Origin of the sequence: Rhodoblastus acidophilus (genome assembly GCF_025961575.1) — a bacterium.
Classification (GTDB): domain Bacteria; phylum Pseudomonadota; class Alphaproteobacteria; order Rhizobiales; family Beijerinckiaceae; genus Rhodoblastus; species Rhodoblastus acidophilus_C.
In genome coordinates, this window is the sequence record NZ_JAOQNX010000005.1 from 116452 (window position 1) to 143118 (window position 26667).

At 63.5% G+C, this 26667-nt stretch carries 21 protein-coding genes; 4 read left to right on the forward strand and 17 right to left on the reverse strand.

The features are described from left to right. Positions 1–2: 2 nt before the first annotated feature. From nirB to M2320_RS05080, 3 genes are all read right to left on the reverse strand, one after another. Entirely contained in the window at positions 3–2468 is a 2466-nt protein-coding gene (nirB, locus tag M2320_RS05070) for a nitrite reductase large subunit NirB (RefSeq protein WP_264596390.1), read from the reverse strand. 379 nt (positions 2469–2847) lie between these two features. Beyond that, the gene (locus M2320_RS05075) at positions 2848–3879 is read right to left on the reverse strand and encodes an ABC transporter substrate-binding protein (RefSeq protein ID WP_264596333.1); all 1032 of its coding nucleotides are present in this window, start codon (positions 3877–3879) and stop codon (positions 2848–2850) included. After that, a complete protein-coding gene (locus M2320_RS05080) occupies positions 3876–4463 on the reverse strand; it encodes an ANTAR domain-containing response regulator (RefSeq protein ID WP_264596334.1) in 588 nt (195 codons plus the stop codon). The genes M2320_RS05075 and M2320_RS05080 overlap by 4 nt, the downstream gene beginning before the upstream one ends. A 298-nt stretch (positions 4464–4761) precedes the next feature. On the opposite strand from M2320_RS05080, the gene M2320_RS05085 reads away from it, so the two are divergent. Continuing rightward, entirely contained in the window at positions 4762–4971 is a 210-nt protein-coding gene (locus tag M2320_RS05085) for a hypothetical protein (protein WP_184429420.1), read from the forward strand. A 15-nt stretch (positions 4972–4986) separates the two neighbouring features. On the opposite strand, the gene M2320_RS05090 is transcribed toward M2320_RS05085, so the two are convergent. From M2320_RS05090 to M2320_RS05100, 3 genes are all read right to left on the reverse strand, one after another. Beyond that, complete coding sequence (locus M2320_RS05090) at positions 4987–8121, reverse strand: efflux RND transporter permease subunit (RefSeq protein WP_264596335.1); 3135 nt, start codon at positions 8119–8121, stop codon at positions 4987–4989. Positions 8122–8151: 30 nt separating this feature from the next. Continuing rightward, complete coding sequence (locus tag M2320_RS05095) at positions 8152–9384, reverse strand: efflux RND transporter periplasmic adaptor subunit (RefSeq protein ID WP_264596336.1); 1233 nt, start codon at positions 9382–9384, stop codon at positions 8152–8154. A 195-nt stretch (positions 9385–9579) separates the two neighbouring features. Further along, the gene (locus M2320_RS05100; protein WP_264596337.1) at positions 9580–9768 is read right to left on the reverse strand and encodes a hypothetical protein; all 189 of its coding nucleotides are present in this window, start codon (positions 9766–9768) and stop codon (positions 9580–9582) included. 318 nt (positions 9769–10086) lie between these two features. Here M2320_RS05100 and M2320_RS05105 point away from each other — a divergent pair, with 318 nt between their 5' ends. Further along, positions 10087–10359 (forward strand): helix-turn-helix domain-containing protein, encoded by a 273-nt coding sequence (locus M2320_RS05105; protein ID WP_264596338.1) that lies wholly within the window; start codon positions 10087–10089, stop codon positions 10357–10359. Between the two features lie 142 nt (positions 10360–10501). Here the strand turns inward: M2320_RS05105 and M2320_RS05110 are convergent, their stop codons facing one another. The 9 genes from M2320_RS05110 to M2320_RS05150 form a co-directional block, all read right to left on the reverse strand. After that, positions 10502–12175, reverse strand: a complete 1674-nt coding sequence (locus M2320_RS05110) for an ABC1 kinase family protein (protein ID WP_264596339.1) — start codon at positions 12173–12175, stop codon at positions 10502–10504. 19 nt (positions 12176–12194) lie between these two features. Beyond that, positions 12195–12665 (reverse strand): hypothetical protein, encoded by a 471-nt coding sequence (locus M2320_RS05115; RefSeq protein ID WP_264596340.1) that lies wholly within the window; start codon positions 12663–12665, stop codon positions 12195–12197. A 55-nt stretch (positions 12666–12720) separates the two neighbouring features. After that, complete coding sequence (locus tag M2320_RS05120) at positions 12721–15048, reverse strand: putative bifunctional diguanylate cyclase/phosphodiesterase (protein WP_264596341.1); 2328 nt, start codon at positions 15046–15048, stop codon at positions 12721–12723. Then, a complete protein-coding gene (locus tag M2320_RS05125) occupies positions 15048–15944 on the reverse strand; it encodes a transporter substrate-binding domain-containing protein (RefSeq protein WP_264596342.1) in 897 nt (298 codons plus the stop codon). The genes M2320_RS05120 and M2320_RS05125 overlap by 1 nt, the downstream gene beginning before the upstream one ends. A 187-nt stretch (positions 15945–16131) precedes the next feature. Further along, positions 16132–18954 carry a bifunctional diguanylate cyclase/phosphodiesterase gene (locus tag M2320_RS05130; protein ID WP_264596343.1) on the reverse strand — a complete coding sequence of 941 codons (2823 nt, stop codon included), beginning with the start codon at positions 18952–18954 and terminating at the stop codon, positions 16132–16134. A 239-nt stretch (positions 18955–19193) separates the two neighbouring features. After that, positions 19194–20426 carry a cyclin-dependent kinase inhibitor 3 family protein gene (locus tag M2320_RS05135; RefSeq protein WP_264596344.1) on the reverse strand — a complete coding sequence of 411 codons (1233 nt, stop codon included), beginning with the start codon at positions 20424–20426 and terminating at the stop codon, positions 19194–19196. 121 nt (positions 20427–20547) lie between these two features. Continuing rightward, on the reverse strand, positions 20548–22002 hold the full coding sequence (locus M2320_RS05140) for a hypothetical protein (protein ID WP_264596345.1): 1455 nt from the start codon (positions 22000–22002) through the stop codon (positions 20548–20550). 95 nt (positions 22003–22097) lie between these two features. Then, on the reverse strand, positions 22098–22694 hold the full coding sequence (locus M2320_RS05145) for a c-type cytochrome (protein ID WP_264596346.1): 597 nt from the start codon (positions 22692–22694) through the stop codon (positions 22098–22100). Between the two features lie 53 nt (positions 22695–22747). Next, on the reverse strand, positions 22748–23392 hold the full coding sequence (locus tag M2320_RS05150; protein ID WP_264596347.1) for a c-type cytochrome: 645 nt from the start codon (positions 23390–23392) through the stop codon (positions 22748–22750). A gap of 652 nt (positions 23393–24044) precedes the next feature. Between M2320_RS05150 and M2320_RS05155 the strand changes: the two genes are divergently transcribed. Together M2320_RS05155 and M2320_RS05160 are read left to right on the forward strand one after the other, a co-directional pair. Continuing rightward, positions 24045–24698, forward strand: a complete 654-nt coding sequence (locus M2320_RS05155) for a c-type cytochrome (RefSeq protein WP_264596348.1) — start codon at positions 24045–24047, stop codon at positions 24696–24698. Positions 24699–24877: 179 nt separating this feature from the next. Further along, positions 24878–25165, forward strand: coding sequence for a high potential iron sulfur protein (locus M2320_RS05160; RefSeq protein WP_264596349.1), 288 nt, complete (start codon positions 24878–24880; stop codon positions 25163–25165). 100 nt (positions 25166–25265) lie between these two features. Here the strand turns inward: M2320_RS05160 and M2320_RS05165 are convergent, their stop codons facing one another. Both M2320_RS05165 and ccmI read right to left on the reverse strand, forming a co-directional pair. Continuing rightward, complete coding sequence (locus tag M2320_RS05165) at positions 25266–25664, reverse strand: c-type cytochrome (RefSeq protein ID WP_264596350.1); 399 nt, start codon at positions 25662–25664, stop codon at positions 25266–25268. Between the two features lie 162 nt (positions 25665–25826). Beyond that, the gene (ccmI, locus tag M2320_RS05170; RefSeq protein WP_264596351.1) at positions 25827–26651 is read right to left on the reverse strand and encodes a c-type cytochrome biogenesis protein CcmI; all 825 of its coding nucleotides are present in this window, start codon (positions 26649–26651) and stop codon (positions 25827–25829) included. Positions 26652–26667: the final 16 nt, after the last annotated feature.

Sequence of the window (26667 nt, forward strand, 5' to 3'; positions counted from 1 at the left end):
CCTTATTCGGCGGCGACTTTTGCGGTTTTGGCTCCGAGCACGGAGAGCGGCATGAACTCGTGCATGTCCTTGCCGGCGACGCGCTCCGCCCAGGGGTCCTTGCGCGCGGCGCGCTGCGAGATCAGGAAGCGCTCGTACAAAGCTTTGCGCGCGGCGTGGTCCTCAAAGATCAGCTTGCGCAGGCGCTCCAGGCCGAACTTGTCGACCCATTTGAACAGGCGGTCGAGATAGGCGCCTTCCTCGCGATAGGCCTGCAAAATGGCGGCGCAATATTCCAGCGCCTCCTCTTCTTTATCGACATGGCCCAACAGATCGGTGGCGCGCACATGCAGGCCGGCGGCGCCGGAAACGTGAATGTCGAACCCGGAATCGACGCAGATCACGCCAATGTCTTTGACCGTCGCTTCCGCGCAATTGCGTGGGCAGCCGCTGACCGCGAGCTTGACTTTCGCTGGCGTCCACGAGCCGCACATCAGTTTTTCCAGCTTGATGCCGAGCCCGGTGGAATCCTGCGTGCCGAACCGGCACCATTCTTTGCCCACGCAGGTTTTGACGGTGCGCAAGCCCTTGGCGTAGGCGAAGCCCGACACCATGCCCGCCGCATTGAGGGAGGCCCAGACAGCCGGCAAATCCTGCTTCTTCACGCCGAGCAGGTCGATGCGCTGGCCGCCGGTCACCTTCACCGCCGGAATCGCAAAACGGTCGGCGACATCGGCGATGGCGCGCAATTCGTCCGGCGTGGTCATGCCGCCCCACATGCGCGGCACCACGGAATAGGTTCCGTCTTTCTGGATGTTGGCGTGGACGCGCTCGTTGATGAAACGCGCCTGATAATCGTCGCGATATTCGCCCGGCCATTGGGCGACGAGATAATAGTTGAGCGCCGGCTGGCAGGACGGACAGCCGCCGGAGCTTTTCCAGCCGAGTTCCTGCATGACGGCCGGCAGCGATTTAAGCTGCTTGTCGCGGATGAAGCCGCGCACCTCCTCGTGGGTGAGGTCGGTGCATTTGCACATGTGTTTTCGCGACGCGCCCTTGAAGGCCTCGCCGAGCGTGGCGGCGAGCAGGAGCTCCACTTTGCCGGCGCATTGGCCGCAGGAGGCGCTGGCTTTCGTCGCCGCGCGCACTTCGTCGAGCGTCGTCAGTCCCGATTGGATCGCCGAGACAATCGCGCCTTTGTTGACGCCGTTGCAGCCGCAGATTTCCGCATCATCCGGCAAGGCTGCAACGGCCGCCGTAGGGTCCAGCGTGGACCCTCCCTGATAGGCCTGGCCAAAGATCAGCGTGTCGCGAATGGCCGAAACATTCTCGCCTTTCTTCAGCAGATCGAAATACCAGGCGCCGTCGTTGGTGTCGCCGTAGAGCACGGCGCCCACGACCTTTTCGTCGCGCAGGATCACGCGCTTGTAGATGCCGCGCGCGGGGTCGCGCAGCACGACTTCATTGTTGACGTCGTCATCGGAAAAGTCGCCGACCGAAAACAGGTCGATGCCGGTGACCTTCAGCTTTGTCGACGTCGCGGCGGGGGTGAAGCCGGCCGGCTTTTCGCCCGCGAGTTCGGCCGCCAGAATTTTCGCCATGTCGTAGAGCGGCGCGACGAGCCCAAAGGTCTGGCCGCGATGTTCGACGCATTCGCCGACGGCAAAAATGTTCTCGTCCGAGGTGCGCATAAAATCGTCGACGATCACGCCGCGATTTGTTTCCAGGCCGGCGGCCTTGGCCAGCGTCGCGTTCGGGCGGATGCCCACCGCCATCACCACGAGATCGGCCGGCAGCACCCGGCCGTCTTTCAGGCGCACGCCGGTGACGTGGGTCTCGCCCAGAATGGCGTCGGTATTGGCTTCGGTGAACACCTCGATGCCCCGCGCGGCGATGGCGTTCTTGAGCAGATAGCCGGCGCTGGAATCGAGTTGGCGCTCCATCAGATGCGGCATGAGATGGACGACCGAAACCTTCATGCCCTTGAGCGCGAGGCCCGCCGCCGCTTCGAGGCCGAGCAACCCGCCGCCAATGACCACGGCGTGCCCGCCCTTTGCGCAGGCTTCGTGCATCTTTTGCACGTCGTCGAGGTCGCGGAACGAGACCACGCCGGGCAGGTTGGCGCCGGGAACCGGAATGATGAAGGGCATGGAGCCCGTGGCGATCACCAGCCTGTCGTAAGCGACGCTTTCGCCGCTCGCCGTCTCCACGCATTTCTTGGCGCGATCGATGGCGACGACGGCCTCGCCCCGGCGCAGGTCGATGTTTTGCGCCGCATACCAGGCGTCGTCGTGGATGATGATGTCGTCGAATTTTTTCTCGCCGGAGAGGACAGGCGAGAGCATGATGCGGTTGTAGTTGACCCGCGGCTCCGCGCCGAACAGCGTGACGTTCGTCGGCGTGCTGTTGCGGGCGAAAAACTCTTCCAGCAGGCGGCCCGCCGCCATACCGTTGCCGATCACCACCAGCTTTTGCGCATCTGCATCCATCGCGCGGGGGGCGCGCGGGTGCGGCTGCGGAAATTTCTCGATCTGTCCCATAGCGGCGCTCTCGTTGCGAGACGATCCGCGCAAGGGTTCGCTGGCGAAGTTTGGGAAGGAGGACGACCCGCATCGCGGCGCAGCAGCGCCTTGACTTCACGCTGCAAGCCGCCGTTGGCTTGCGCGAACCGATGAACGGGGTCGTCATTGACCTGCAACAATTAAAGCAAGAGCGGCGCCAGTTTGGGTCGATCGGCTGAAGCGCTAGAAAAACCGCGGCTTTGGGCAAGTTTCGCCGTCCAGCCGGTCAGAGGCGCTCTGCTCGTCGCATGGGCGCGCGGCGCCTGTAATCGGCAAATCCTGCCAAAAAATTGAGCGACAACCGCCCTCAATCCGCAGGCGGGGCGAGGAGAGGCAAATCCGCCAAGTCCAGCGGGCCGCCCAGATAATTGCGGCCCAAGATTTTTGGCGCAGGCGGCTCCTGCTCGCTGGTCCAGAACGCCGCGCGCGCCAGCTTCAGGCCGGTCTCATCGAAAGCCGCTTGCCCGGCGAAGGCGAGCAGGGCCAGCAAAAACTCCGCCTGCAGCGCGCTCACTCCGGTCGCCGCCGCATCGAGCCGCAGCCAATCCTTTTCGAGCGCCGGGCGCACCGCCGCTTCGGCAAGGTCGGGCGCAAGCGAGTCCGCGACGATCTGGCGAAACTCCGCGATATTGGCCTCACCCCAAAGCGCGGCGCGGCGGAGCGCCCGCGCCGCCGCCTTGGGAGCGTCCGGCGCCGCTTCCGCCGCGCGTCGCGGAAACGCCAACACTTTTTCCGGGCAATCGCGCATCAGCGCCAGGCAGGGAAACAGGATCTGCGAGGCGCCGCGCTGCTGCGAAAAGGTGTTCCAGGGTTCGCCGACGCAAAAGCCATCGATATAGCCGCCCTCAATGCTTTGCGGGATCAGCGGCGGCGGCGTCACCGTCAGGCTGACCTGATCGCGCGATAGGCCGCCGAGCCGCAGCCACAGCAGCAATTGATAATGATGCATGGACCAGGGGAAGACATGGGCGAAGCGCGGCTTCTTTTCATCCGCGATCAGCGCCGCCAGCTTTTTCGCGGAAGGCGTGGGATCGCCGGCGATTTCTTTCGCCAGGGCCGGCGAAACCGAGATCGCATTGCCGTCGAGGCCCAGAGCCGCGGCGCCGATCATCGGAACATGAAACCCGTCGAGGCCCAGCGCCGAGGCGAGCACGGCGGGCGCCAGCATATGCGCGGCCTCGTAAAAGCCGAAGGCGAGCTTGTCGCGCAGATTGGCCCAGGAGGTTTCGCGATGCAGCGCGAAAACGACGCCTTCCTCGCGGTCGAAATGTTTCGCCGCGGCCACATGGAGCAGCGCGGCGTCGGTGAGCGGCAGATAGCCGATGCGCAAGGTTTTCATTTCAGCAGCTCCGCCGCCGTGAGGATGGAGCGGGCCACGTCCGCGATTTTTTTGCCTTCGTTCATGGCGACCTTGCGCATCATGGCGTAAGCCTGCTCCTCCGGGATTTTCTTCGCCTTCATCAACAGAGCCTTGGCCTGGTCGATGACCTTGCGGTCGGCGAGCTGGGTTTTCGTCGCCGCCAATTCATCGCGCAGCCGCGCAAAAGCGTTGAAGCGCGAGATCGACAGGTCGACGATGGTCTTGACCCGCTCCTTCTTCAGTCCATCGACGACATAGGCGGAGACGCCGGCGTCGATGGCGGCGGTGATCATGGACGCGTCGGAGACGTCGGCGAACATGGCGACCGGGCGGGCGTTGGCGCCGGAGATGCGAATCATTTGCTCCAGCACGTCGCGATTGGGATTCTCCAGATCGATCAGGACGATATCCGGACGGATCGCCCCCAGTCGCGCTTCAAGGTCGAGGAAGGAGTCGAGCACGACCACGTCGGTATGGCCGGCCTCGGTCAAGCCTTCCCGCAAGATGGCGGCGCGCACCGGGTTCGGGTCGGCGATAACAATGCGTAAGTCTCTGTCGGACAAGAACAAATCCCAATCAGGAGCGCGCGCGCTGCGCGCTTCCGTTCGCTTTCATGAACTCGTCGACGCCGCCGACGTCAAGAGAGGACGCGCGCGATTTCGCCGGCGCGCGCGAGGGCCGCTGCGAGGAAGCCTACACCATTAATGAATTGTTAAATGATCGCACGGATAATTTTTAACGAAGCAATGCCGGCTCAAATCTCTTCAATGCGCCCCCTGGGTCGCGACGCGTGCGGGTATTCAGCACTCCTCCAGAAATCACGTCGCGACGCATTGGGCGCTTAACAGCAGTGGGGTGGATATGGCTCGACAAGCAGCTTACGTATCACCGGCCTATGTTCTCGACATCGACGACGATGACTGGCGGATCATTGTTCCGATCTATGGAAAGCTCAATCCCTACAAGCATAGCGTCAGCTTCGGCACGCGCGGCGAAGCGGAGGCCTGGCTCTCGGGCGCCGAGGGCCAGTCGATGATCTCGCAGTTGCAAGCGCGCGCGCCGGCCCGATAGGCCGGAGCCGCGCCGTCAGGCCGTCGCGGGTTTTTTCGCGCGCCAAGCGGCGACGCGCTCCAACACGGCGAAAAACGCCGGGACGAACAAGACCGCGAGGAAGGTCGAGGCGAGCATGCCGCTGACCACGGCGACGCCGATTGAAACGCGCGCGCCCGACCCTGCGCCGGTGGCGAAGACCAGCGGCAGCATGCCGAAAATGAACGCAAACGAGGTCATGAGGATGGGGCGGAAGCGCAGGCGCGCCGCCTCAACCGCAGCCTCGGCGATGGCCAAACCCTTGGCGCGCTTTTCCCGGGCGTATTCCACCACCAGAATGGCGTTTTTCGCCGAGAGCGCGATCAGCAGCACAACGCCGATCTGCGTATACAGATTGTTGGACATGCCGGTCGCCAGCAAAGCCGCGACCGAGCCCAGCAGCGACAGCGGCACGGACAGGATCACCGCCAGCGGTTGCAGCCAGCTCTCATATTGGGAGGAGAGCACGAAATAGACCAGGAGCAGGGCGATGGCGAACACGCCGTAAATCTGGTTGCCGACGATCAGCTCCTGATAGGACATGCCGGTCCAGGCGAACCCCATCGAGGGCGGCAGCGATTTCTGGGCGATTTCGCTCATCAGACTCATGGCTTCGCCCGAGCTGAACCCGGACGCCGGGGCGCCGACGACTGTCGCCGCCGGATAAAGGTTGTAGAGCGTGATCAGCGGCGGCGCCGTTTCATCCTTGAGGCTCGCCATGGCGCCGATCGGGACCATCTGCCCATTGGCCGCCTTGACCTTCAGCTTCAGCACATCGTCCGGCTGCAGCCGGAATGCCGCGTCGGCCTGCACATAGACCTGGAACACATTGTTGAACTTGTTGAACTGGTTGACGTAAGTGGAGCCGAGATAGCTTTCCAGCGCCGAGAACACCTGTCCGACCGTAATGCCCCGCGTCTCCGCCTTGGCGCGGTCCACAACCAGCCGCAAACTCTTCACATTGCCGGTGAAATTGGCGCCGACATGGGAAAGGCCGGACTGTGTCGCCGCGTTCTCGGCGATCTGATCGGCCGCGTTCTGGAGCGCGAGGAAATCGGATTGCCCGTCCTTCGCCTCGACCATCATGGTGAAGCCGCTGCTATTGCCAATGCCCTGGATCGGCGGCGGCAGAAGAATCCGGGAGGTCGCGGTGTCCATGTCCTCCAGGGCGGCGCGCGCTTTCGCCGTGATCGCGCCAATGCTCAAATCCGAGTTCTTGCGCTGGTCCCAGTCCTTCAACACGACATAGAGCATGCCTGCATTGTAGAGCGTGGCGTTGTTGTCGAGCGGTGAAATGCCGGAAACGCCGATCACGCTCTCGACGCCGGGCGTTTTCTCCACCCGCTTGACCGCCTCGGCGACCACCGCCGCGGTGCGTTGGGCCGATGCGGCGTCGGGAAGATTGACGCTGACGATGAAATAACCCTGATCCTCATCGGGCAGGAACCCGGTCGGCACGCGCGCCAGACCGTAGAAGGCAAGGCCGGCCAGCGCGACGCCGACCGTCGCCGTCAGGAGCGCGCGGCCGACCAACAGCCTGACAAGTCCGGCGTAGATGGTTTCCGCCTGCGCATAGACCGCGTTGAACGCGCGATAGACGATATTTCTCTTCTCCGGCGGCGTCGATTTCCGCAGCCACAGCGCGCATTGCGTCGGCTTCAGCGTCAGGGCGTTCACCGCCGAAATCAGCGCCGTGGCGGCGATGACCAGGGCGAATTGCTGATACATCTTGCCGGTCAGGCCCGAGAGCGTCGCCGCCGGGAGAAATACCGCCATCAGCACCAGCGTGATGCCGATGATCGGGCCCAGCAGCTGCGACATGGCTTTGACGGCGGCGTCGCGGCTCGACAGGCCCGCGTCAGTATGGGTGACGACGCCCTCGACGATGACGATGGCGTCGTCGACGACAATGCCGATCGCCAGCACCAGAGCAAAAAGCGTCGTCGTGTTGACGCTGAATCCCATCAGGGCCATGACCGCGAATGCGCCGACAATGGTCACCGGGACGGTGGTCGCGGGCACCAGCATGGCGCGCCAGTCTTGCAGGAACAGCAAGATGACGATCAGCACCAGGCCGGCCGCGATGAACAGGGTTTCATAGACCTCGTCGATCGAGGCGGTGATGAATTTCGTGCTGTCGAATGAAATTTTGTACGCGAGGCCGGGGGGGAAGGATTTGGCCAGCTCCTGCATTTTGGCGTTGACGCTCTCCGCGACCGTCAAAGCGTTGGCGCCTGTGAGCTGCGAGATGGCGATCGCCGCCGAGGGCTTGCCGTCAATGGTCGCGGTCTGGCCATAGGAGGCGGCGCCCAGCTCAACCCGGGCAAGATCGCGCACGCGCACAATCTTGCCGCCGCCCTGGTCGACCGCCTTGACCACGATGGTCTCGAAATCGCCGGGGTCATCGAAACGGCCGGTGACATTCAGCACATATTGGAAATTCGCCATGGCCGGCGCCGGCGGGCCGCCGATCAGGCCGACCGTCACCTGATTGCTCTGCTGCTGGATGGCCGTGATCACGTCACTCGGCGTCAGCCCGTAAGCCTGGAGGCGGTCGGGGTCGAGCCAGATGCGCATGGCGTAGGAGCCCGCGCCCAGCACGGAGACATTGCCGACTCCCGGCACGCGCGCCAATTCGTTCTGAAGATTGATTTTGGCATAGTTGGAAAGGAACAGGTTGTCGTAGCGCCCGTCCGAGGAATAGAGGCTGATGAATTGCAGAATCGAGGTCGATTTCATCTGCACGTTCAACCCTTGGGTCGAGACGGCCGTCGGCAATTGGGCGCTCGCCAGGGCGACGCGGTTCTGCACCAGAACCTGCGCCATATCGGGATCCGTGCCGATGTCGAAGGTCACGGTCAGGCTGTAGCTGCCGTCGCTGGCGCTCATCGACTGCATGTAGAGCATGCCCTTGACGCCATTGACCTGCTGTTCGATCGGCAGGGCGACGCTGTCCATCACGGTGCGCGCGCTGGCGCCGGGATAGCTCGCCGTCACCGAGACGGTGGGCGGAACGACATTCGGATATTGCGAAACCGGTAGGCTGCGCAGCGACAGAGCCCCGAGCAGGACGATGACCAGCGCCAGCGTGTTGGACAGGACCGGCCGTTCAATGAAAAAGCGCGAGAACATGATGTCCGCCTTAAATGCGCGGGACCGGGATCAGGGTTTGGTCGTCTTGCCGCTGTCCGCGCCCTGAAGGGCGGCGGGCGCGGGCTTCGGCCCGCTTGGCGCGGCGGCCATGGCCGCATTTTCCGGCGCGACCTTGTTTCCCGGGATGGCGCGCTGGATCGCGCCGATCACGACCCTGTCGCCGGCCTTAAGCCCGCTGGTGATGACGCGAAGCTGGCCCTCGACCGGGCCGGTCGTCACCTGACGCTGCTCGACGACGTCATCCTTGCCGACCACCATGACATAGCTGCCGGTCTGGTTGGACTGGACGGCGGTGTCATTGACCAGCAGGGCCGCATCGATCTTGCCGACGGGCACGCGCACCCGCACGAACAGTCCCGGGACCAGATCGACATTGGGGTTCTCCAGCACGCCGCGCAATTGCAGCGTGCCCGTGGCGCTTTCGACGTCCGGAGCGATATAGTCGATCTTGCCCTGGCGGCTGAAGGCGAGGTCCGGCCCCAAAGCGATTTCGAAGGGCAGGTCGCGGGCGCCCTCGCGCATATCCTTGAGCGTCTTGCCCTGTTTGGCGAGGGCGTCGCGCATGTCGAGCTGCTGCTTTTCGGAAATGGTGAAGTAAACCAGGATCGGATCGACCTGGAGCACCGTCGCCAGCTTTGTAACCCCGGACGATCCGACCAGCGCGCCGACATCCGCCAGATGCCGCGTCGCAACGCCATCGAACGGCGCCTTCACCGTGGTGTAGGAGAGCGAGGTTTCGGCCGTCTTGAGTTTGGCTTGCGCCATTGCGACATCGGCCGTCGCCGCATCTAGTTTCGTCTTGGTGTCTTCGACCACGCTCTGGCTGGCGAAACTCTTCTGCCCCAGGGTCGATTGACGGCCATATTGACTTTTGGCGTTGGCTTCCGTCGCCTGTGCGCTGGCGAGCGTCGCCTTCTGCAGGTCGACCTGGGCCTGATATTGATCCTTCTCGATCTCGAAAAGAACCTGGCCCTTTTTCACGGGGGCGCCGTCACGATAGCCGATCGACTGCAAAAAACCTTGCACGCGGGCTTCGACGTCGACCATGGCCGAGGGCGCCGTGCTGCCGGTGAACTCCGCATAAAGCGTGACGGGCGCCTGGACGGGAGTGGCGACGGAGATTTTTGCCGGGGGAGGCGCCACATAGGCGTTTTTCCTCTCGCAGCCGCTCAGGAGCGTCGATCCGGCGCAGACGGCGGCGAGAGCAAGTGTCACCGCTCGCCCTGTGAAAAAGCTTTTCATGGAAGGCATTCCCGCGAATCTCTTTTGTAAAAGATTACCTGATCGCGATCGCGGGGTCTCGCTTTATTGTTTCAGATCAGATTTAAGAACGGCGAATCCGTTCCGGCCAGTTGACCTGCCGGCTGAACGGAACAGCCCCCGCAACCGATGCGCTGGCGGGGGCTGATCTTATCGGAATGAAGCCTGCATGACCTTTCAAGCGACGTTCGTCTTCCAGTCGTTGTTTTTCGCCGCCTTACGCTTTGCGTTCCTCAATTCCTTCATCGCTTCTTCAATATGGAGCAGCGCTCGCGCAGGAGCGGAGGCATCGGCCATCTGGCAGAGTTCGGACTTGGCGAAGAAGAGGTTGATTTCGATTAATTCGGCAAGCTTTTCGTCGGTCACGTTCGTCTCCATTTACCGATCTTGGGCTTCACTCTCGAACGCAAAAGGCGTCGGTCTACGCTCCGACAGTTTACCTACCGAAAGTTGCAAAACTCCTACCCGTTGCGCGTGCATTCCACGCCCAAAGCTAGAGTGACGTAGGTAACGTGCATTGCGCTATGTCAATCAAAATTCTGTTTTCATATGAAATTTTCGCAAACTGTCCATGCGCCGTGTGCAACCCTGGCGCAAGGAGCATGTGCATTCACAACCCGTTAATAGGTATACCTTAAACCTCAGGTTGCCGTTGCGGCAACGTTTAGAACACAGGGGCATTCCATGCAAGTCCTCAATCCAATAGACGTGCAACTTGGCAGGTCTCTGCGGAATCGACGTTTCGCGGCTGGCCTGTCTATTCACAACTTTGCCACCGCAATTGGCGTCACAAACGCCCGTCTCCTCGAGTTCGAGAGCGGAGAAGAGCGTATCGAGGCGCGCATCATGGCGAATATTTGCGACGTGTTGGATGCGCGCCCCTCCGCGTTTTTCGCGTGGGTGTCCAACGAATCTCCAAGCGGCCAGCCAAGGCGACAGAAGCTCGACGCAGCATGAAGCAGCCTGGTGAGATCAATCGTGTCAGAGCGAGATCAAGGCTGAGTTGCCTAGCGGGAGATTGAGCGCCGACCTCGCCCTCCGCATCTGGCTGGTCCGTTTCCCCTCTCAGCAGCCACGATTCTGTTTTGGGAGCGCCGCGTCAGCGGCCCCGCCAGATTGACAGGATGATCCACACCCCGCCCAGCACCGCGAACATGAAACCAAACATGGCGAAATAGGACACGTCGACCGGCAACCGCCCGCCGGAGGCGGTCATGGCGATCGACGAGCCCAGGATCAGCGCCGCCGTGACCAGCGCAAGCGCCAGCCGCGCCGCGCCGCGCTCGATCTTGTCGCCGACCTCGTCGAGTTTCTCGATGTCGAGGCGCAGCTTCAGATTGCTGGTTTGCGCCTGCTTCACCAGTTTGCGCAGATCGGCGGGCAGGCCGCTCATCACCTCAATCATGTCGCCCAAACCCTGGCGGCCGCGCCGCGCCAGCGCCTTTGGCGAATAGCGGGCCAGGACCAGGTTCTTCAGGAACGGCGCCGCTGTCGCCATCACGTCGAAATCCGGGTCGAGCTGGCGGCCCATGCCCTCGAGCGAAACGAACGCCTTGGTCAGCAGGGTGAGGTCGGCCGGCAGCGCCAGATTGTGCTCGCGCAGCAGGGCGACGAGATCGTTGATCAATTGCGGCAGGTTGACCGATTTCAGCGGGACGGAATGGACGCTGTCGATCAGCGCATCGACGTCGATCGTCAGCGCTTCCTCGTCCAGAACGTCACGCCGGGTCCATTGCATCAGAATGTCGACGACGCGATCCGGGTTGCGCTCGACAAAGCCCTGAAACAGGTCGACCAGTTCGCGCCGCCGCGCCTCCGAGAGGCGGCCGACCATGCCGAAATCGATGAAGGCGACGCGGTTTTCGGGCAGGAAGAACACATTGCCCTGGTGCGGGTCGGCGTGAAAAAAACCGTCCTCGAACACCATTTTCAGCACCGCCGCGCCGCCGCGGCGGGCGAGCAGTTTCCGGTCGAGGCCGTTGGCGTCGACCGCGGCGAGATCGCGGCCGGGAATGCCGTCGATGAATTGCTGGACGTTGAGCCGTTCCGAGGTCCAGCGCCAATAGACCGTGGGCACGACGATGTCGGGGTCGTTGGCAAAACTTTCGGCGACGCGCTCGGCGCTGCGGCATTCCGCAGCGAGATCGAGTTCGCGGCGCATGGAGCGGGAAAATTGCGCGGCGATTTCGACGGGACGATAGCGGCGCAGCTCCTCAATGCGCGATTCCGCGATCTCGGCCAGCCGCTTCAGCAGGCGCAGGTCGGACTCCACCACCTTTTTCACGCCGGGGCGCCTGATCTTCAGCACCACACGCGCCCCGGTCTTCAGCCGCGCCAGATGCACCTGCGAAATCGAGGCGGCGCCGATCGGCGTGGGGTCCACCTCGTCAAAAACCTCTTCGACCGGCGCGCCCAGATCCTCTTCGAGCTGAAGTCTGAGCGCGTCAAAAGCGATCGGCGGCGCCTGGTCCTGCAGTTTGGCGAGTTCGTCGATATAGTCCTGCGGCAGCAGGTCGATGCGCGTCGCCAGGATCTGCCCGAGCTTCACAAAACTCGGCCCCATGTCCTCGAGCAGGCGGCGGATGCGCTGCGGCGGCTCGAGCCGCGCCAGCTCCTCCGCCTCGCTCCAGTGCAGCAGGCGTCCCGCATTTTCCAGCGCCCGTCCCAGGCCGAGGCGGCGCGCGAGATCGCCGAAGCCGTAGCGCACCAGCAGCGCGGTGAGGTCCTGCACCCGTCCCAGGTCTTGCGCGGCGCCGAGAACATCGAGGAGCATCGGGCCTCCTCAGCGCCGGCTAGAAGTAAAAACCGTGCGATCCCGCCACTGCGCCGAGCACGGTGAGGGCGGCGAGCGCGAGCAGGACGACATGCGCGCGGATGACGCGCCGCAGCGCGCCCGCCGGGTCTTTTCGGGCGAAGGCGTCGAGTTCTCGATGAAACACGGGTTCGACAACAAACACCATCGTCATGAAGACCGCCCATAGCGCCGCCATGGCCGCCATCCACCAGAAATGGGGATCAAGGAATCTTTCCCACACATCCATGCGATATGTCATCCATAAACCCGCCGCGCCGGCGAGCGGGATGGAGACGCGGACCTGTGCGGCGAAGCGGCGCTCGACCCATTCGAACAGTTTTAGCGCCTCGACCGCGGGGCGCGACGACGCGAGCGGCAGGACGACGAGCGTCACGAAACCGACGCCGCCGATCCAGTGGACGACGGCGAGCACATGGAGCGCGCGCGCGATCAGGAGATCATCGAGCATGGACGCGTTTTAGTCGAAGGGCGAACGCGTCGCAACCGAGCCCGCCTGCTCGCGCTCATCCCGCTCGTGCGATGACCGCGCCCTGAATCGTCCTCGACGTCCGGCGGCGCGGCGAAAAGGCCGCGACAAGCCTCTCGAAATCCGCCGCCGGCAAAGGCCGCCCGAACAGATAGCCCTGGTAGCTCAACTGCCCGTACCGGGCCAGGAAATCATATTGCTCCTCGGTTTCGACGCCTTCGGCGACGACCGAGAGGTCGAGAATGTGGCCCAGGGCGATGATCGTTTGCGCGATCGCGGCGTCATTGGCGTCGACCAGCACATCCTGGACGAAGCTGATGTCGATCTTGATCTGGTCGAGGGGCAGGCGCTTCAGATAGGCCAGCGAGGAAAAGCCGGTGCCGAAATCGTCGAGCGAGAAGCTGACGCCGATGGCTTTCAGCTTTTCCATTTTCGCGATGACGTCGCCGATATTCTTGATCAGCGTGCTTTCCGTGAGTTCCAGCTTCAGGCGATGCGGATTCGCGCCGGTTTCCTCCAGAATCCGGATCACCTGTTCGGCGAAATTTTTGTGGCGCATCTGGATGGCGCTGACATTCACCGCAATGGTCAGATGCGCCGTCGCCGGATCTTCCGCCCAGCGGGCCAATTGGCGGCAGGCGATTTCCAGCACCAGGGCGCCCAGCGACAGGATCAGCCCGGCGCTTTCCGCCACCGGAATGAACTCGGCCGGAGGCACCATGCCGCGTTGCGGATGGACCCAGCGCACCAGCGCCTCCGCGCCCACCAGTTTGCCCTGGTGGTCGACCTGGGGCTGGTAATACAGCAGGATGCGATCCGCTTTCTTCATGTCTTCGCGCAGGTCCGCCTCGAGCGCGGCCTTGGCGGAAATCATGGTCTGCATGAAGGGATCGAAAAAGCGCAGGCCGTTCCGGCCGCCCGCCTTGGCGTCATACATGGCGAGATCGGCGCGTTTCAACAGGTCGTCGATTGAGGGATTCTCGGGTTCGAGGAAGGCGACGCCGATGCTCAGCGTGCAGGAATAATCATAGCCCTTGAGATCGTAATCCAGGGAAAAGGCGCGCAGGATGCGTTCTCCGACGGCCTCGGCGCGCATCGCCGCGATTTTGACGTTCCGCGTGCCGAGATCGCCGAGCAGGACCACGAATTCGTCGCCGCCCAGGCGGGCGACCATGTCGCCGCGGTCGACGCAGCCCTTCAGGCGCTCGGCGACCTGGGTCAGCAGCAGGTCGCCCATGTCGTGGCCGAGCGTGTCGTTCAGCGTCTTGAAATTGTCGAGATCGATGAACATCAGGGCGCCGAAGGCTTTGTGCCGCGCATTGGCGGCCTGCGCCTCTCGGATGCGCTCGATCAGCAGGCATCGATTGGGCAGGCCGGTGATCTGGTCGTAGAACGCCAGTCCGTGGATCTTCTCTTCGTGGAGCCGCGCCGCCGTCTTGCGCATCAGGTCGAAACCGAGCGCCAGCGCGAACAGCAGCACGGAAAACAGCCCCATGCAGAAGGCGGTGAGCGGCGACAGGCCGCGGCCGTACAGCTCTTCCTCGCTCGCCAGCCGCAGGATGGAGAGATCCGCGCCCTTGACCGGGGCGCGCAGGGCGAAATAGCCCTTGAGCTCGGGAAATTCCGCCGCGGACAGCGGCAGGATGCGGCCCGCCGGCAGGCTCGCCAGCTCCCGGTCCAGCGCGGTCGCCGAGGCGGGTTTCGGCTCCGTCGGAAACAGCACGGCGCCGTCATTGTCCAGCAGAAATTCGCGCGGCCGCCAGAGCTCCTTGGACACCATCAGCGGCGCGAGCAGGTCGAGGCCGATGACCGCCTCCACCGCGCCCCGGACCTCGTCCTTGTAGATCACGGGGGCGCGGACCATGATGAGGCGGCGTCTCGCGTCGATCGCGATGTCCGGCTCGGAGACCTCCGCCGCCGGGTTCGCCTGCGGGGCGGCGGCGCCCAGCTTGACCTGCGGGACGCCGTCGCGGTCGAAGAAGGTCAGGCCCTCGTAGATGCGCTGGTCCTGGAGCCTGTCCTTGTCCATGACCTCCTTGAAAGTGTGCTCGATGGCCGCGAGGCTGGCGAAAAGCCCGTATTTGACGGACATGCCGAGGTCGCGGTTGCCGAAATAATCCGCAATCGCTTCGCCGCCTGCGAGTCGGGCGACATCCTGGCGGCGCTCCCTGATGAAATCGCCGATCGCGGCGCTGCGGGCGTCGCTGGCCGCGATCAGGCGCGCGTCGGCGTTGTCGCGCAATTCGACGTGCGAGGCATAGAGATTGTAGGTCATGACCACCATGGACAGCGAAAATATGCCGGCGGCGATCAGGAGCCAGTGGTTCGCGAACTGCCGGAACAGGTCGCGCGGGGCGGAGCTCATCAGTGCGTCTTTGCGAAGAATTGCGGGAAATACAGGCGAATGCCGGGGTAATATTTGTCGACGAGGCGGTCGTAGTCGCCGGAGGCCTTGATCTCCCGCAGATAGGCGTTGAAGGCGTCGCGCAGCTCCGGCGCGTCCTTGGGAAAGGCGGTCGCCAGCGTCTGTGGCTCGGAGATCGGTCCCAGCACCTTGATCTGGCCCGCCCATTTGCGCAGGTCGAGAATTGCGTCGGGCACGTCGAGCAGCGCCAGTTGCGCGTCGCCATTGAGCAGCGCCGGGACCATTTCATTGAGGTTGGCGCTCTTGGTGTATTTCTTCAGGTCGACGCCGACGCCGGTCAATCCGTAGTTCGCGGGATCGAGGCAGGTGCGCTCCATGACCAGCAGGCTTCGGGCGCCGATCAATTGCCTGGTTTCGCGGATGTCGTCGGCGAGAGACGCGCCGTCCTTGATCGGCTGGAGATCGGATTCGGCGGGCGCGATCAGGAGGACCTGCGAGGGAAAGGTCGGCTCCGAAAACAGCAGGATCGATTCGCGCCAGGGCAGCAAGGTGAAGCCGGTGGAAATCACGTCGCCCTTGACGGGAAAATCGCCGGTCAGCGTGACCTCGCCATTCCCACGCGACACGTCCTTGCCGAGCAGGTCGCGGATCACATTGTAGAAATCCGAATAGACCAGCTTGTAGGAGACGCCGAGCTTGTTGGCGAAGCCCTGCATGATCTCGACGTCGAAGCCGTCGCCCGTTCCGGTGACGAAATTTGCGTAGCGGATGCCGATATGGCGCAATTCGCCCTTTGCCTTGATGTCGGCGAGATCGGCCGCCGAGACGGCGGTGCAGGCCAGCATGGCGGCGAGGGCGACGCCAAGGCGGCGGCCAGGCAAGCGCTTCCAGAACATGGCGACGACCCTCTCGGAAAATGCATCGGGAAAATTCATTCAGGCGATTTGCTGGTCTCTTGCCGCAGCGCAATTCGCGTTTGAACGACGCCGCCGGACTCTGCTTACGAAGATCAAACAACCGAAACGTTATGACCCACACTCAAATTTATGGACAATTTGAACGATTGGCGTGATCAGTTCGGGGTCAGGGACATGCGCTGGCGAGGAGATGGCTTTTCGCGTGGTGCGGAACGTCATTTTCGGGCTTTGCGCGAGAAAACAGCGCCGCGAATTGCGCGAACGGCTCGGCCGGCATGGCGCGGGCGAACAAATAGCCCTGGTAGACGCGACAGCCCCGGTCCGCCAGAAAGGCGCGCTGCTCCTCGGTCTCCACGCCCTCGGCGATGACCGAGAGCCCGAGCGTCTCGCCGAGCGCAATGATCGTCTCGGCGATGGCGGCGTCGTTGGGGTCGGAGATGACGTCCCTGACAAAGCTCTTGTCGATCTTGAGCTGGTCGATGGGAAGCCGCTTCAGATAGGACAGCGACGAATATCCGGTGCCGAAATCGTCGAGCGAAAAGCGGATGCCGAGATCGCGCAGCACGCTCATCTTGGCGATGACCTCTTCGATCCTGGAGATTTCAAAACTTTCGGTGACCTCCAGCTTGAGGAGGCGCGGATCGGCGCCGGTTCGCTCCACCGCTGTTCTGACGCGTTCGACAAAGCCGTGATGATGCAGCTGCACGCCGCTGACGTTGACCGCAAGCGTCAAATGCGCCAGCGCCGGAGACTTCGCCCATTCGACCAGCTGGCGGCAGGCGGATTCGAGCACGGCGTCTCCGAGCGGGATCATCAGCCCCGAGTTTTCGGCGACCTCGACGACCTCGACCGGCGAGGGCGCGTCGCGATCCGCGCGCGGCCAACGCAACAACGCCTCCGCGCCGACGAGCCGTCCCTCGTCGTCGACCTGCGGCTGGTAATGGAGGAGGATGTTGTTCCGGGCGATGTCCTCCCTGAGCGCCGCTTCGATGGCGGCGCGCGCCTCGATCAGCTTCTGCATCGCCGGGTCGAAGAAGCGCACGGCGTTGCGTCCCGACGTCTTCGCGTCATACATGGCCATATCCGCCCATTTGAGCAGATCGTCCATGCTTTGCCCGTCGTCGTGGAACAGGGCGACGCCAATGCTCGCCGTGCAGCGGAAGCTGTGACCGTCGAGATTTTGCGGTTCGGCAAGGCTGGCGATGATGGTCTCGGCGATCGCTTCCGCCTGAAGCGCCGCGCCGGCGATGTCGGATGCGCCCAGATCGGTCAGGAGCACCACGAATTCGTCGCCGCCGAAACGCGAGACGGTGTCGCCATCGCTCACGCAACGGAGCAGGCGCGCCGCCGATTGTTTCAGCAGCAGGTCGCCCTTGTGGTGGCCGAGCGTGTCGTTCAGCCTCTTGAACTGGTCGAGGTCGACGAACAGAAGCGCCGCATGGGTCCTCAGGTCCCGGCACTGCGCCATGGCCTGGCGCGCGCGCTCGACCAGGATGGTTCGATTGGGCAGGCCGGTCAGCTGGTCATAGAACGCCAGCGACCGGATTTTCGCCTCGGCTTCCTTTCGTTCGGACAGGTCGTAATAGGTCTTGACGTAATGCGAGTGGCCGCCGGTCTCGTCCTGCACGGCCGAAACCGTCAACCATCGCGGGATCGCCCCGCCGCTTCTCGTTCGCAGCCAGACTTCGCCTTGCCATCGGCCCGAGAACTCGCACGCCTCGATAATTTCCGCGTAAAGGCTCGTGGTGTCGCTTTGCGAATTGAACGAAGCGGTCGATTGGCCGACGAGATCGTCGGGGGCATAGCCGGTCAACTCGCTGAAGGTCCTGTTGGCCCTGAGAATCCTGTGACGGGCGTCGGTGACGACCATGCCCTCCTGCGACTCGAAGGCCGTTGCGGCGATGCGAAGATCCGAATTGGTTTCCTTGAGGGCGCGGGTCTTGCGGCGCAAATCTTCTTCCAGCGCCTTGCGCAACGCGATTTCTTCGGAAAGGGCGGTGTTGTGTTGCGACAATTCGTGACGGCGGCGATCGGATTCAGCGAAATCGCTTTTCAATTGCGCGGCGCGCCGGCGCTGTCGCTCAAAGCCGATCGCCATCAGGAACAAGGCGGCGGCAAAGGCGGCGAGATAGAGCGCATAGGCCGGGGGCGCGCCGCCGCCATAGGCCGCCGCCGCCGAGGTGAGCGTCACCAGCGACAGGGGCGCGCCGTTGATCGGCGTCCGCAGCGCCAGCATGTCCTCGACAGACTTGCGGTCGGAGACAGCGGGCGTGAGCCGGTTCGCGGGCAGTTCCGCCAGGGACCTTTCGACAAGTTCGAAATTCGCCTTCGCCTCGCGCGGCGACAGCGCGTGGCCGCCGTCTCCGATCAGCAGGAATTCGTGATAGCCGCCCGCGCTGTCCTCCGCTTCGATCAGCAGTTTTGAGAGAACTTTCAGGTCGGCCGTTGTCGTGATCGCGCCGACGAGAGTGTTCTTAAAGAAAACCGGCGCCACGACCTCGATGGTCCAGTTCCGCGCGTTGATCTGCGGCCTCTGGACGGTCTGGGGGATCTCGACGATCTCGGGCGTCGCGCCATCGCCGACAGAGGCGACGAAAGCCCCGTCGATCCTGGCGAAGCCGATGTGGCGGAGGAAGGCGTCGCCGCGCAAGGAGATGCGCTCGATGGTCTTCTGGAAGCGCTGTTCGATGAAGCTGACGTTGGCGTTCAAACCGTAGCGCGGCGACATGCCCAGCGCTTCATTGGTGAGGTAGTCTTCGATCTCGTCGCTGCGGGCAAGCTGCGTCGCGAGCTTTTCCTGCTCGAACAGGAAATCCTCGACGACGGCGGCGCGGCGCGCGCTGTCGGCGAGCAGGCGCGCGTCGGTGGCGGCGCGCAACTGGACCTGGGTCGAATAGAGCGTCCAGGCCAGAACCAGAACGAACAGCAGAAACCCGCTCGCCATCGCCAGCGGCCAGTGCAGGAGCAGGCTCTGCCGGTTCGGGATCAAGCGCTCACACCTCCGAGACAAGGAAGCGTGATCGTCGGAGGAGGCTCACCCTGAAAGTCGCAGCACATTCATTCAATCCACCAGGACCGGCAATGCATTCAGATTCATTTGCGCGCGCAGACTCGCGCCATCCGCCAGCGTTCTTTTGGCGAGCGCTGTCGCCAAAATACTCCTGGCTGCACTGCAACTTTAGATGGAAAGAATTACGGAATGGTTGTGAGGCGGTGAGATGCGCCGTCCTATCGCCAGTCCAGCGCCTGACGGGCCATGTCCGCCTTGCGCGCGATCATTTTTTCCGCGAGCGCCGCGCCGCCGCCATGCGCGGCGACCAGCCGGACGATCGCGGCGTTGGGAATGCGCGTCACCAAGGCGACGGCTTCGCGGAGCTCGGTGGGGCTCATGTCGCCGAACAGTTTTTTGGCGTGCGGATTGTCCGGGTCGGCGCGCAGGGTTTCGAGTTCCGGCGTGGCGGGGCCGAACGCCTTGCCCTTGGGATCGCCTTGCGCCCGGAAGGCGAGGGCGCCGCCGACGTCGAGCGTGATCGTCACGCCCGCCGCCACGCCCTGGTTGTCGCCCAGGAATCCGGCGGCGTCCCAGTTGGCGGTCCAGGCGTGGACGCCGAACCAGCGCCGCGCCTGCCTGCGCTCGTCGGCGTCGAGTTCGGCGATGGTTTTTTTCTCGAGATCGACGAATTCGGTGGCGACCTCGCAAGGGTCGGCTGATCGCAGATAGGTCAGCGTCGGCGCGCCCGCGAGCTGGTAGAATTTCGCCGCCAGAACTTCGTTGCGCGCATGCGCCGGCGATTCCAGCGTCTTGACGTAGAAACGCCGGCCCTCGGCGTCGGCGAAGACGCCGCCGGGATTGCTGCCGAGCCGTCCCCCCACCTTTTGCAGGCGCGCGGCGTCGATCGAGTCGATGTCGACCAGCGGCGCCGTCCGGCGCACCAGCGCCAGTTGCGCCGGGGTTTCGATGGCGCCTTTTCGCGCGCTGCGAATTTCCTTGATCGCCTGTTTCGGCTCCATGCCAAGTTCGACCAGCAGCCGCGCCGCGATCATGCCGGCGCGGCCGAGCCCCCCCTTGCAATGCAGGACGACATCGCCGCCGTCGCGCAACAAAGCGCGGATGTCGCGGCCGTGGCTGCGCCAGGCCCATTCAAAGGCGGCGTCGGGGGTGGAAAAATCGGGGATCGGCAGATGTTTCCAGTCGAGACCTTTTTCGAGGACCTCGGCGCCGAGATTGGGGACTTTGAGCGACAGGAGTTCGGCCGGCTCGACCAGGGTCACGACCATTCGCGCGCCGGATGCGGCGATGACGTCGAGATCGGCGCCGAGGTCGCGCGCCCATGCGCCGGAATGCGCGGCGCGGTCGTGCTTGCCGGGACAGAAGGTGACGCCGATGCGCCCCAGCTCCGGCCCGGCGCGCACATGGGCGATTTGCAGCGGATGGGTCTGGCTGGTGCGCGGCTTGGTCACGGAGGCGGTCTCGAAAAATTCCGGAGCGACCCTATCGCAGCCTTGGGCTCAGCGCCAACCTTGGGAAAAAGATCGCCCCGCGCGAGGCGGGGCGATCGGAGGTCAGCGCTGCAAAAATGCGTCACCACATGTTCCAGGCGTAAAGCATCAGCGTGTTGTTGTCGCTGGCCTTACGGCCGAAGCCGTCGATATTGGTCGTGCCGCCGTCGAACCGGTTGTAGATGGTATAGGACGCGCCGATGCGGGTGTTGTACCAGGGCCAGATTTTTGGGCCGCCGCGCATGAACGGCAGATAGGACACGTCGAAAATCCAGCCGGCCGAATTGGGCGAGAAGTTCACGTTATTGTTGAAGGCGATCGCGTCTGGGCTTCCCGTATACTGGAAATAGGCGATTTCGAACGCATATTTGTGGTCATAGACATATTCGGTGCTCAGCTGCAGCGCGCGCAGGTAATTGGTCTGGTTGGCCGTGAAGCCGGCGGCGAGGCTGGCGTCGAGATTCTGGCGCTCGAAAATATAGTTGGCGCGCAGGGTCACGGCATGCTCGTCGGTGAGCCACTGGTACTGCGAATCGAAGCCGAGGTCGGTCACCTTGTCCGTGCCGAAGCCGAACACGCGGTTGGGCAGGATGTTGGCCGACATGCCGTAAGTGCCGATCATGAAAGCGTGCTCGCCCCAGACCGGCTCCGCGGCGAGGCGCCAATAGGGCGCGAGGCCGCTGATCGTATAGCCGAGGGAGGGCGGGGATTCGCCCATGGTGGTCTGCACGCGCGGCGGCGGCGAGCCATAGGCGCTGACTTCGCCGTAAAACGTGTTGTTGACGAAGACGTAAGCGCCGGCGCCCAAAGCCTGGACCGGCCCCATGCTCTCGATCATGGTTGCGGCCGCGGGGGTGGGGGCGAAGGCGGAGGTGAGGAAGGGATAGGCCCAGACCGGCGTGGTGTTCCAGGGGTCCTGCATGGTCGGGCGGTTATTGGCGGTGATGCCCCAGAGCACATCCGTATTGTCGAGGGTGAACTGGCCGGTGTAGCGGACGTCGGCATTGTCCATGCCGAAGTTGCGGGTGAAGCCGTTGCTGTAGCTGAACTGGATGAAGGCGCCGAGGTTTCCGTAGATCTGGCCGCCGTAATAGATGCTGAGCTGCTGGGCGAGGTCGCCGTAATTGTTCGTGCCATTGTAGCCGCCGGCCTGGCCGCCGGTGACGATGTTGCTGGGATCGGTCGGCGGCGCGTAGAGGCTCCCGGGCGGCCCGTTATAGCCGCTGTTCAGATGGGTGAAGGTCGCCTGCCACATGAAGGCGATCGGCAGCGGCGGATCGAGCAGGGCGTTTTCCGTTCCGCTCGCGCCATAGGGGCCGCCGCCGCGCGAAATATAGCCGTTCAGCTTGAAGCGCCGTCCGAACGGGGTGAGCTGCAGGAAGGCCGTGTGGCAGGTCGAGCAGGTTTGGCCGGTCTGGCGGGCGAAGGAGGGCAGGGCGTCCGCCTTCTCGACCCCGCCGAGGGAAACGACGAGGGCGAGCGGCGCGGCCAGCGCTGCGGCGCTGCGGAGCTTGGCGATTGCGACCTTCGAGACCATCCGATCCTTCCCCCTCGATCTCACCTGCGGCGATGGTTTCGCCGTCTCTGTCCCGAATGCGGCGGGACCTCCGCAGTCACGCTCATGCCCCTGGGTCATTCGACATAGCTCAGATAGGACGCGAGCGCGTCGATCTCTTGGGGCGAAAGGAATTTCGCCACTTTCGGCATGGGATGCGCCGCCTGGCGATAGCCCTCGTTCCACTGGTCGAGCTGCCGCTTGACGTAGATGTAGGAGAGGCCGCCGAGCCGGGGGATATGGCGCACGCCTTCCGCGTTCGGCCCGTGGCAGACGACGCAGGCGACGACGTTCTGGCTGGGAATCCCGTTCTCGAAAATGTCCCGTCCGGTCGCGACCAGGGCCTTGTCGCCGTCGTCGGCGGGGCGGGGCGCCTGAGCGGCGAAATATTGGGAGAAGCCGGTGATCAGATCGGGAGTCAGATTGGCCGAGGCGTTGTGCATGTATTTGCGCGCATAGGGATTGTCGCGCACATGGGCCATGAAGGACTTGAGCTGGTTTTCGATATATTGCGGCCTCTGTCCGGCGATGCGCGGCGCGACCATGAAACCCTGGCCGGAGACGCCGTGGCAGAAGGTGCAGTTGCGGATGGGCAGATCGTCCTCCGCGCGCAGCGGGCCGGTCGAAGCCAGCGTGATCGCCAGGGCCGCAAGATGAAGAGCGAATCGGTTCATGATCCAAGGTCTCGCGCTTGAACGGTCAATTCCGAAGTGTCAGAGGAACCGGCTCACTTGAGCGAGCTGACATAGGCGGCGACGGCGGAAATCTGCGCCGGGCTCAGGTTGCGCGCCACCGGCGCCATGATCCCTGAGGAATCCTCGCCGCGCTGTCCGCGCTCCCGGCCGAAATTGGTCAGGGTCTTGGTCACGTACCAGTAGAGCTGTCCGGCGAGCCGCGGAATCTGCCGGGTTCCGCGCGCGTCCGGACCATGGCAGACGGCGCAGGCGGGAATATTGGCGTCGGGAAGCCCCGTTTCGAAAATGCGCTTGCCCAAGGCGGCGCCCTCGGTCGGCCCGCCGCCATGGGGCGGCGCGTTCAGGCCGCGAAGATAGTCCGCGAGCGGGCGGATCATGCCTGGGCTGACGGCGGTCACCACATTCTGCATGATCGGGTTCACGCGGCGGCCTTCCTTGAAGGCGTGCAACTGGTTCTCAATGTATTGCGGCTGCTGTCCGGCGAGGCGCGGCATGGTGAAATAGCCGCGAAAGCCCTGTCCGGAGGCCCCGTGGCAGATCAGGCAATATTCGGCTTTGCTTTCAATGGATTGTCGGGAGATGGGTCCCTTGCCCGCGTCGGCCGCCTGGCCGACGCCGCACAGCGCGAGCGTGAAGGCGGCGGATTGCACGCCCAATTTGAACCCGTTGGCCCTCATACCGCGCCCCCCGCGCATTTATGGATTGTGATTTCGGTTGTTTTTGCTGGTCCGCCAGCTGGCGTATTCTTGTTTTTCTCGATCGGACGCAAAGGAAGCAAATACGAACCATAACCTGAGCGATTCGTAAACGGCGTCGCGGCCGATGACAACTGGCAGGTGGTGTATTGGCGCGCGCTTTTTACTATTTTGATCGATGCGTTGCAAATATGCACCATGAGTCAAGTGTTTAAACTCTTTCCTGGCGTCTGAAGTCTGAGGGGAATACGGGGTGTGTTTTGTTCAAGCCCTTGTTGTGGAAATAAAATTTTTTGGCATTCACTTGAGGAAGATGGTTTTTTGCGCTGCAGCATGTCTATTTTGGCGCTTGTTCCTCTTGGTCGCCTCGTCTTGCCAAGCTGACGGCGGCGCTGTTACAAATCGCTCGGTTGTTGTCGCGATTCCTCAAAAGGAATGCGGCGGCGCCCAACAAGCCTGAAAACGCAAAGCGCCCTTCGGTCGACAGTCAATCGGGCGTCCGGTCACAGAACAATCAGCCAGGCTTTGCGTCACAGGCAAGCTTCCGCAGGGGAATCGAGCCGTCATTTCACCGATGGCGCCAATGCGCAGGTTCGTTTTCCTTTGGTGCGAAGAAAGTCGTTCGGGGGGAGAGATGGGAGTCTTCGGTCGCGGGTCGCTGTCTTTGGCGGCTTCTTTCATTGTTCTTTTCGGCGTGGGCGCGGTCCGCGCCGAGAACGGCAAGCCCGCGGCGGTGTCTCCGCAGGCGGTTCAGGCCAAAACCGCCTTCTGCAAGACCTGTCACGGACAGTCCGGGCAGGGTTTTCTTGGCGTCGAAGCTATTCCGCGGCTCGCGGGACAACAGCCCGAGTATATCGCCTATGAACTGACCGCGCTGAAGGAGCATCGCCGCATCGACCCGTTCATGAGCGGGGTCGCCGGCGGCCTGTCGCCGGAGATGATCCAGGCGCTGAGCACGCAGTTCAAGGATTTCAATCCGCCGCCGGCTTCGCCGGGGCCGCAGGCGCTGGTCGCCGAGGGCAAGAAAATCTATGAGGAAGGCGTTCCCAGCGCCGAGGTCCCGCCCTGTTCCGCCTGCCACGGCGAAGACGCCAAGGGCGCCGGCGAGTTTCCGCGCCTTGCCGGCCAGCTTCAGGAATATATGGTCCGCGAACTCGAGGAATGGGACGCCATTCGCGGGCTGGACGCGAAAAATCCCGACAATGCCGCGATCATGTCGCCGATCACCCACAAGCTCACCAAGGACCAGAAGAACGCCGTCGCCGCCTATCTCAGCAATCTCAAATAGGACCGGCGCCGATTCCCGCATGCGCGGGTTCGATAGCCGCCATGCGCAGGCGGCGGGCGAATGTTGCACTGCATCAATTTGGATGCGCCGCGCTTCAGCTAAGCTTTCCGAATCATGGGAAGGCGTGCGCGCTTCCGCTCGTCAGCGTGGAGCGAAGGCGCGCGACGGCGGAGGCTTTCATGAACAGCATCCATCCATCCAAAGGCGATCCATCCAAGGGCGTTTCGCGCCGTCTGCTGCTCACCGGCGGCGTGGCCGCGGGTTCCGCCGGTCTGCTCGCAGCGACCGGCGCCCAGGCGCAGGTCAAGGTTCCCAAATCCGCCGTGCGCTTCAGTTCGGCGGCCACGATCGCCGGCCACACCTGCGGCGGCTGCAAATCGTTTCAGGCGCCGTCCGCTTGCCTGTTCGTCGAGGGCAAGACCTCCCCGGACTGCTCCTGCTGGATCTGGCGCGGCAAGACCGCCTGAGACTCCCTCGCTTCTGCACTCGCGGGTTTTTGCGGACGCTGGTTTCTTGCGGCGCCGGCCGCGGTCTGTGGCCGGCGCTCTTGTTCGGGGAAGCCGACGCTTATCTGGAGCCGTCTTCCTTGAACGAGCTTTCATAGGCCCAGATGTCGTCCCGGTCCTTTTCGTTGGGCAGACCGGGGAAGGTCATCTTGGTGCCGGGAATCTTCTTCTGCGGCGCCGCGATATACTCCTTGAAGGTCGCCTCGTCCCAGGTGATCCCCGAATTCTTGTTGGCGTCGGAATAATTGAAGCCCGGATATGTGCCGGCCTTGCGGCCCTTGATGCCGTTCAGCACGGGGCCGACGGCGTTCTTGGCGTCGGGGCCGATGTTGTGGCAGGCGTGGCACTTCTGGAAAATCTTGGCGCCCGCTTCCGGGTCGCCGGGATCGCCGACGCCCGCCCAGGCGGCGCTGGCGAACAGTCCAAACGCGGCAAAAGCCGCAATCGAGTCGAGTCTCATTGTTGATTCCATCCCTTTATTGGTGTTTATTTGGTTGCTTTGCTTGGAATACAGCTTGGCTTCCAATGAAAAGCTAAAGCGCGGGCTTTGTTAAAGCAATCTGGCGCGCGCGACGGAATCGACGATTCAGCTTTTTTTATTTGCCGTTCATGAAAGCTTGATTCACTTGGATTCGAGCGAGTCCAGGGTCGAGAGTTGCTGCGTAATGGCCGCATTCAATCTTGAATTCTTGGGTATTTCGCTGGCGAGCGCCGTCCAGATCGCCCGCGCCCGCGCCGTGTCGCCGTCCTGGGCCGCGCCCAATCCGATGTAAAAGCGCGCTTCCGCAAGATTCGGGTTCAGGGCCAGGGCCCGCTCGAAATGTTCATTGGCCTCGAGCGTGACCATTCCCTCGCGCGCGTCGATCATGGCCTCGCCGATCGCTTCATGGCGCTGCGCCGTTTCGCCGAGCAGGCGCAAGGCTTCCGTCCGCGCGCGAACTGCGTCGTCCCACCGGTTCAAGTTTTGGTAGAGCGGGGCGAGCTGCTCATAGGCCTGGCCATCCTCGGGGCGCGCGGCCAGATGTTTTTCGAGCCGCGCGACCGCTTGCGCGGGCGCTTCCGTCGGCTGCGCCGGATTCAGGCGCGCGAACAGCGGTTGGTCCGGCAGGGCGGGGTTTCCGACATGGGCGTAGAGGCCGAACGCGACGGCGGGAATGGCGAGAGCGGCGAGACAGGCGGCGGCCCAGCGGGCGCCCTTGGACGGCGTCGGCGCCGGGGCGTCGCCTTCGCCCGCGAGCAGGCGGCGCGCGGCCAGCGTGCGCGCCGCTTCGGCGCCGCCGGGATCGATCAGGCCGCGCCGCAGATCCGCGTCGAGTTCGGCGATCTGCGCGCGGAAAAAGGCGACCTCCGCCTCGCGCTCGCGGCTGGGGCGGGCGGCGCGCGCCAGCGGCCAGAGCGCGCTCAGCATGGCGAGGCCGGTCAAGAGTCCGAGGATGATCCAGATCATCGCCGGAACTTAGCTT

Bases quoted from the DNA above. Each gene is read 5' to 3' on its own strand.
- nirB (WP_264596390.1), bottom strand. From the start codon at position 2,468: ATGGATGCAGATGCGCAAAAGCTGGTGGTGATCGGCAACGGTATGGCG.
- M2320_RS05075 (WP_264596333.1), bottom strand. From the start codon at position 3,879: ATGAAAACCTTGCGCATCGGCTATCTGCCGCTCACCGACGCCGCGCTG.
- M2320_RS05085 (WP_184429420.1), top strand. From the start codon at position 4,762: ATGGCTCGACAAGCAGCTTACGTATCACCGGCCTATGTTCTCGACATC.
- M2320_RS05090 (WP_264596335.1), bottom strand. From the start codon at position 8,121: ATGTTCTCGCGCTTTTTCATTGAACGGCCGGTCCTGTCCAACACGCTG.
- M2320_RS05095 (WP_264596336.1), bottom strand. From the start codon at position 9,384: ATGAAAAGCTTTTTCACAGGGCGAGCGGTGACACTTGCTCTCGCCGCC.
- M2320_RS05105 (WP_264596338.1), top strand. From the start codon at position 10,087: ATGCAAGTCCTCAATCCAATAGACGTGCAACTTGGCAGGTCTCTGCGG.
- M2320_RS05110 (WP_264596339.1), bottom strand. From the start codon at position 12,175: ATGCTCCTCGATGTTCTCGGCGCCGCGCAAGACCTGGGACGGGTGCAG.
- M2320_RS05115 (WP_264596340.1), bottom strand. From the start codon at position 12,665: ATGCTCGATGATCTCCTGATCGCGCGCGCGCTCCATGTGCTCGCCGTC.
- M2320_RS05120 (WP_264596341.1), bottom strand. From the start codon at position 15,048: ATGAGCTCCGCCCCGCGCGACCTGTTCCGGCAGTTCGCGAACCACTGG.
- M2320_RS05125 (WP_264596342.1), bottom strand. From the start codon at position 15,944: ATGTTCTGGAAGCGCTTGCCTGGCCGCCGCCTTGGCGTCGCCCTCGCC.
- M2320_RS05140 (WP_264596345.1), bottom strand. From the start codon at position 22,002: ATGGTCTCGAAGGTCGCAATCGCCAAGCTCCGCAGCGCCGCAGCGCTG.
- M2320_RS05145 (WP_264596346.1), bottom strand. From the start codon at position 22,694: ATGAACCGATTCGCTCTTCATCTTGCGGCCCTGGCGATCACGCTGGCT.
- M2320_RS05150 (WP_264596347.1), bottom strand. From the start codon at position 23,392: ATGAGGGCCAACGGGTTCAAATTGGGCGTGCAATCCGCCGCCTTCACG.
- M2320_RS05155 (WP_264596348.1), top strand. From the start codon at position 24,045: ATGGGAGTCTTCGGTCGCGGGTCGCTGTCTTTGGCGGCTTCTTTCATT.
- M2320_RS05160 (WP_264596349.1), top strand. From the start codon at position 24,878: ATGAACAGCATCCATCCATCCAAAGGCGATCCATCCAAGGGCGTTTCG.
- M2320_RS05165 (WP_264596350.1), bottom strand. From the start codon at position 25,664: ATGAGACTCGACTCGATTGCGGCTTTTGCCGCGTTTGGACTGTTCGCC.
- ccmI (WP_264596351.1), bottom strand. From the start codon at position 26,651: ATGATCTGGATCATCCTCGGACTCTTGACCGGCCTCGCCATGCTGAGC.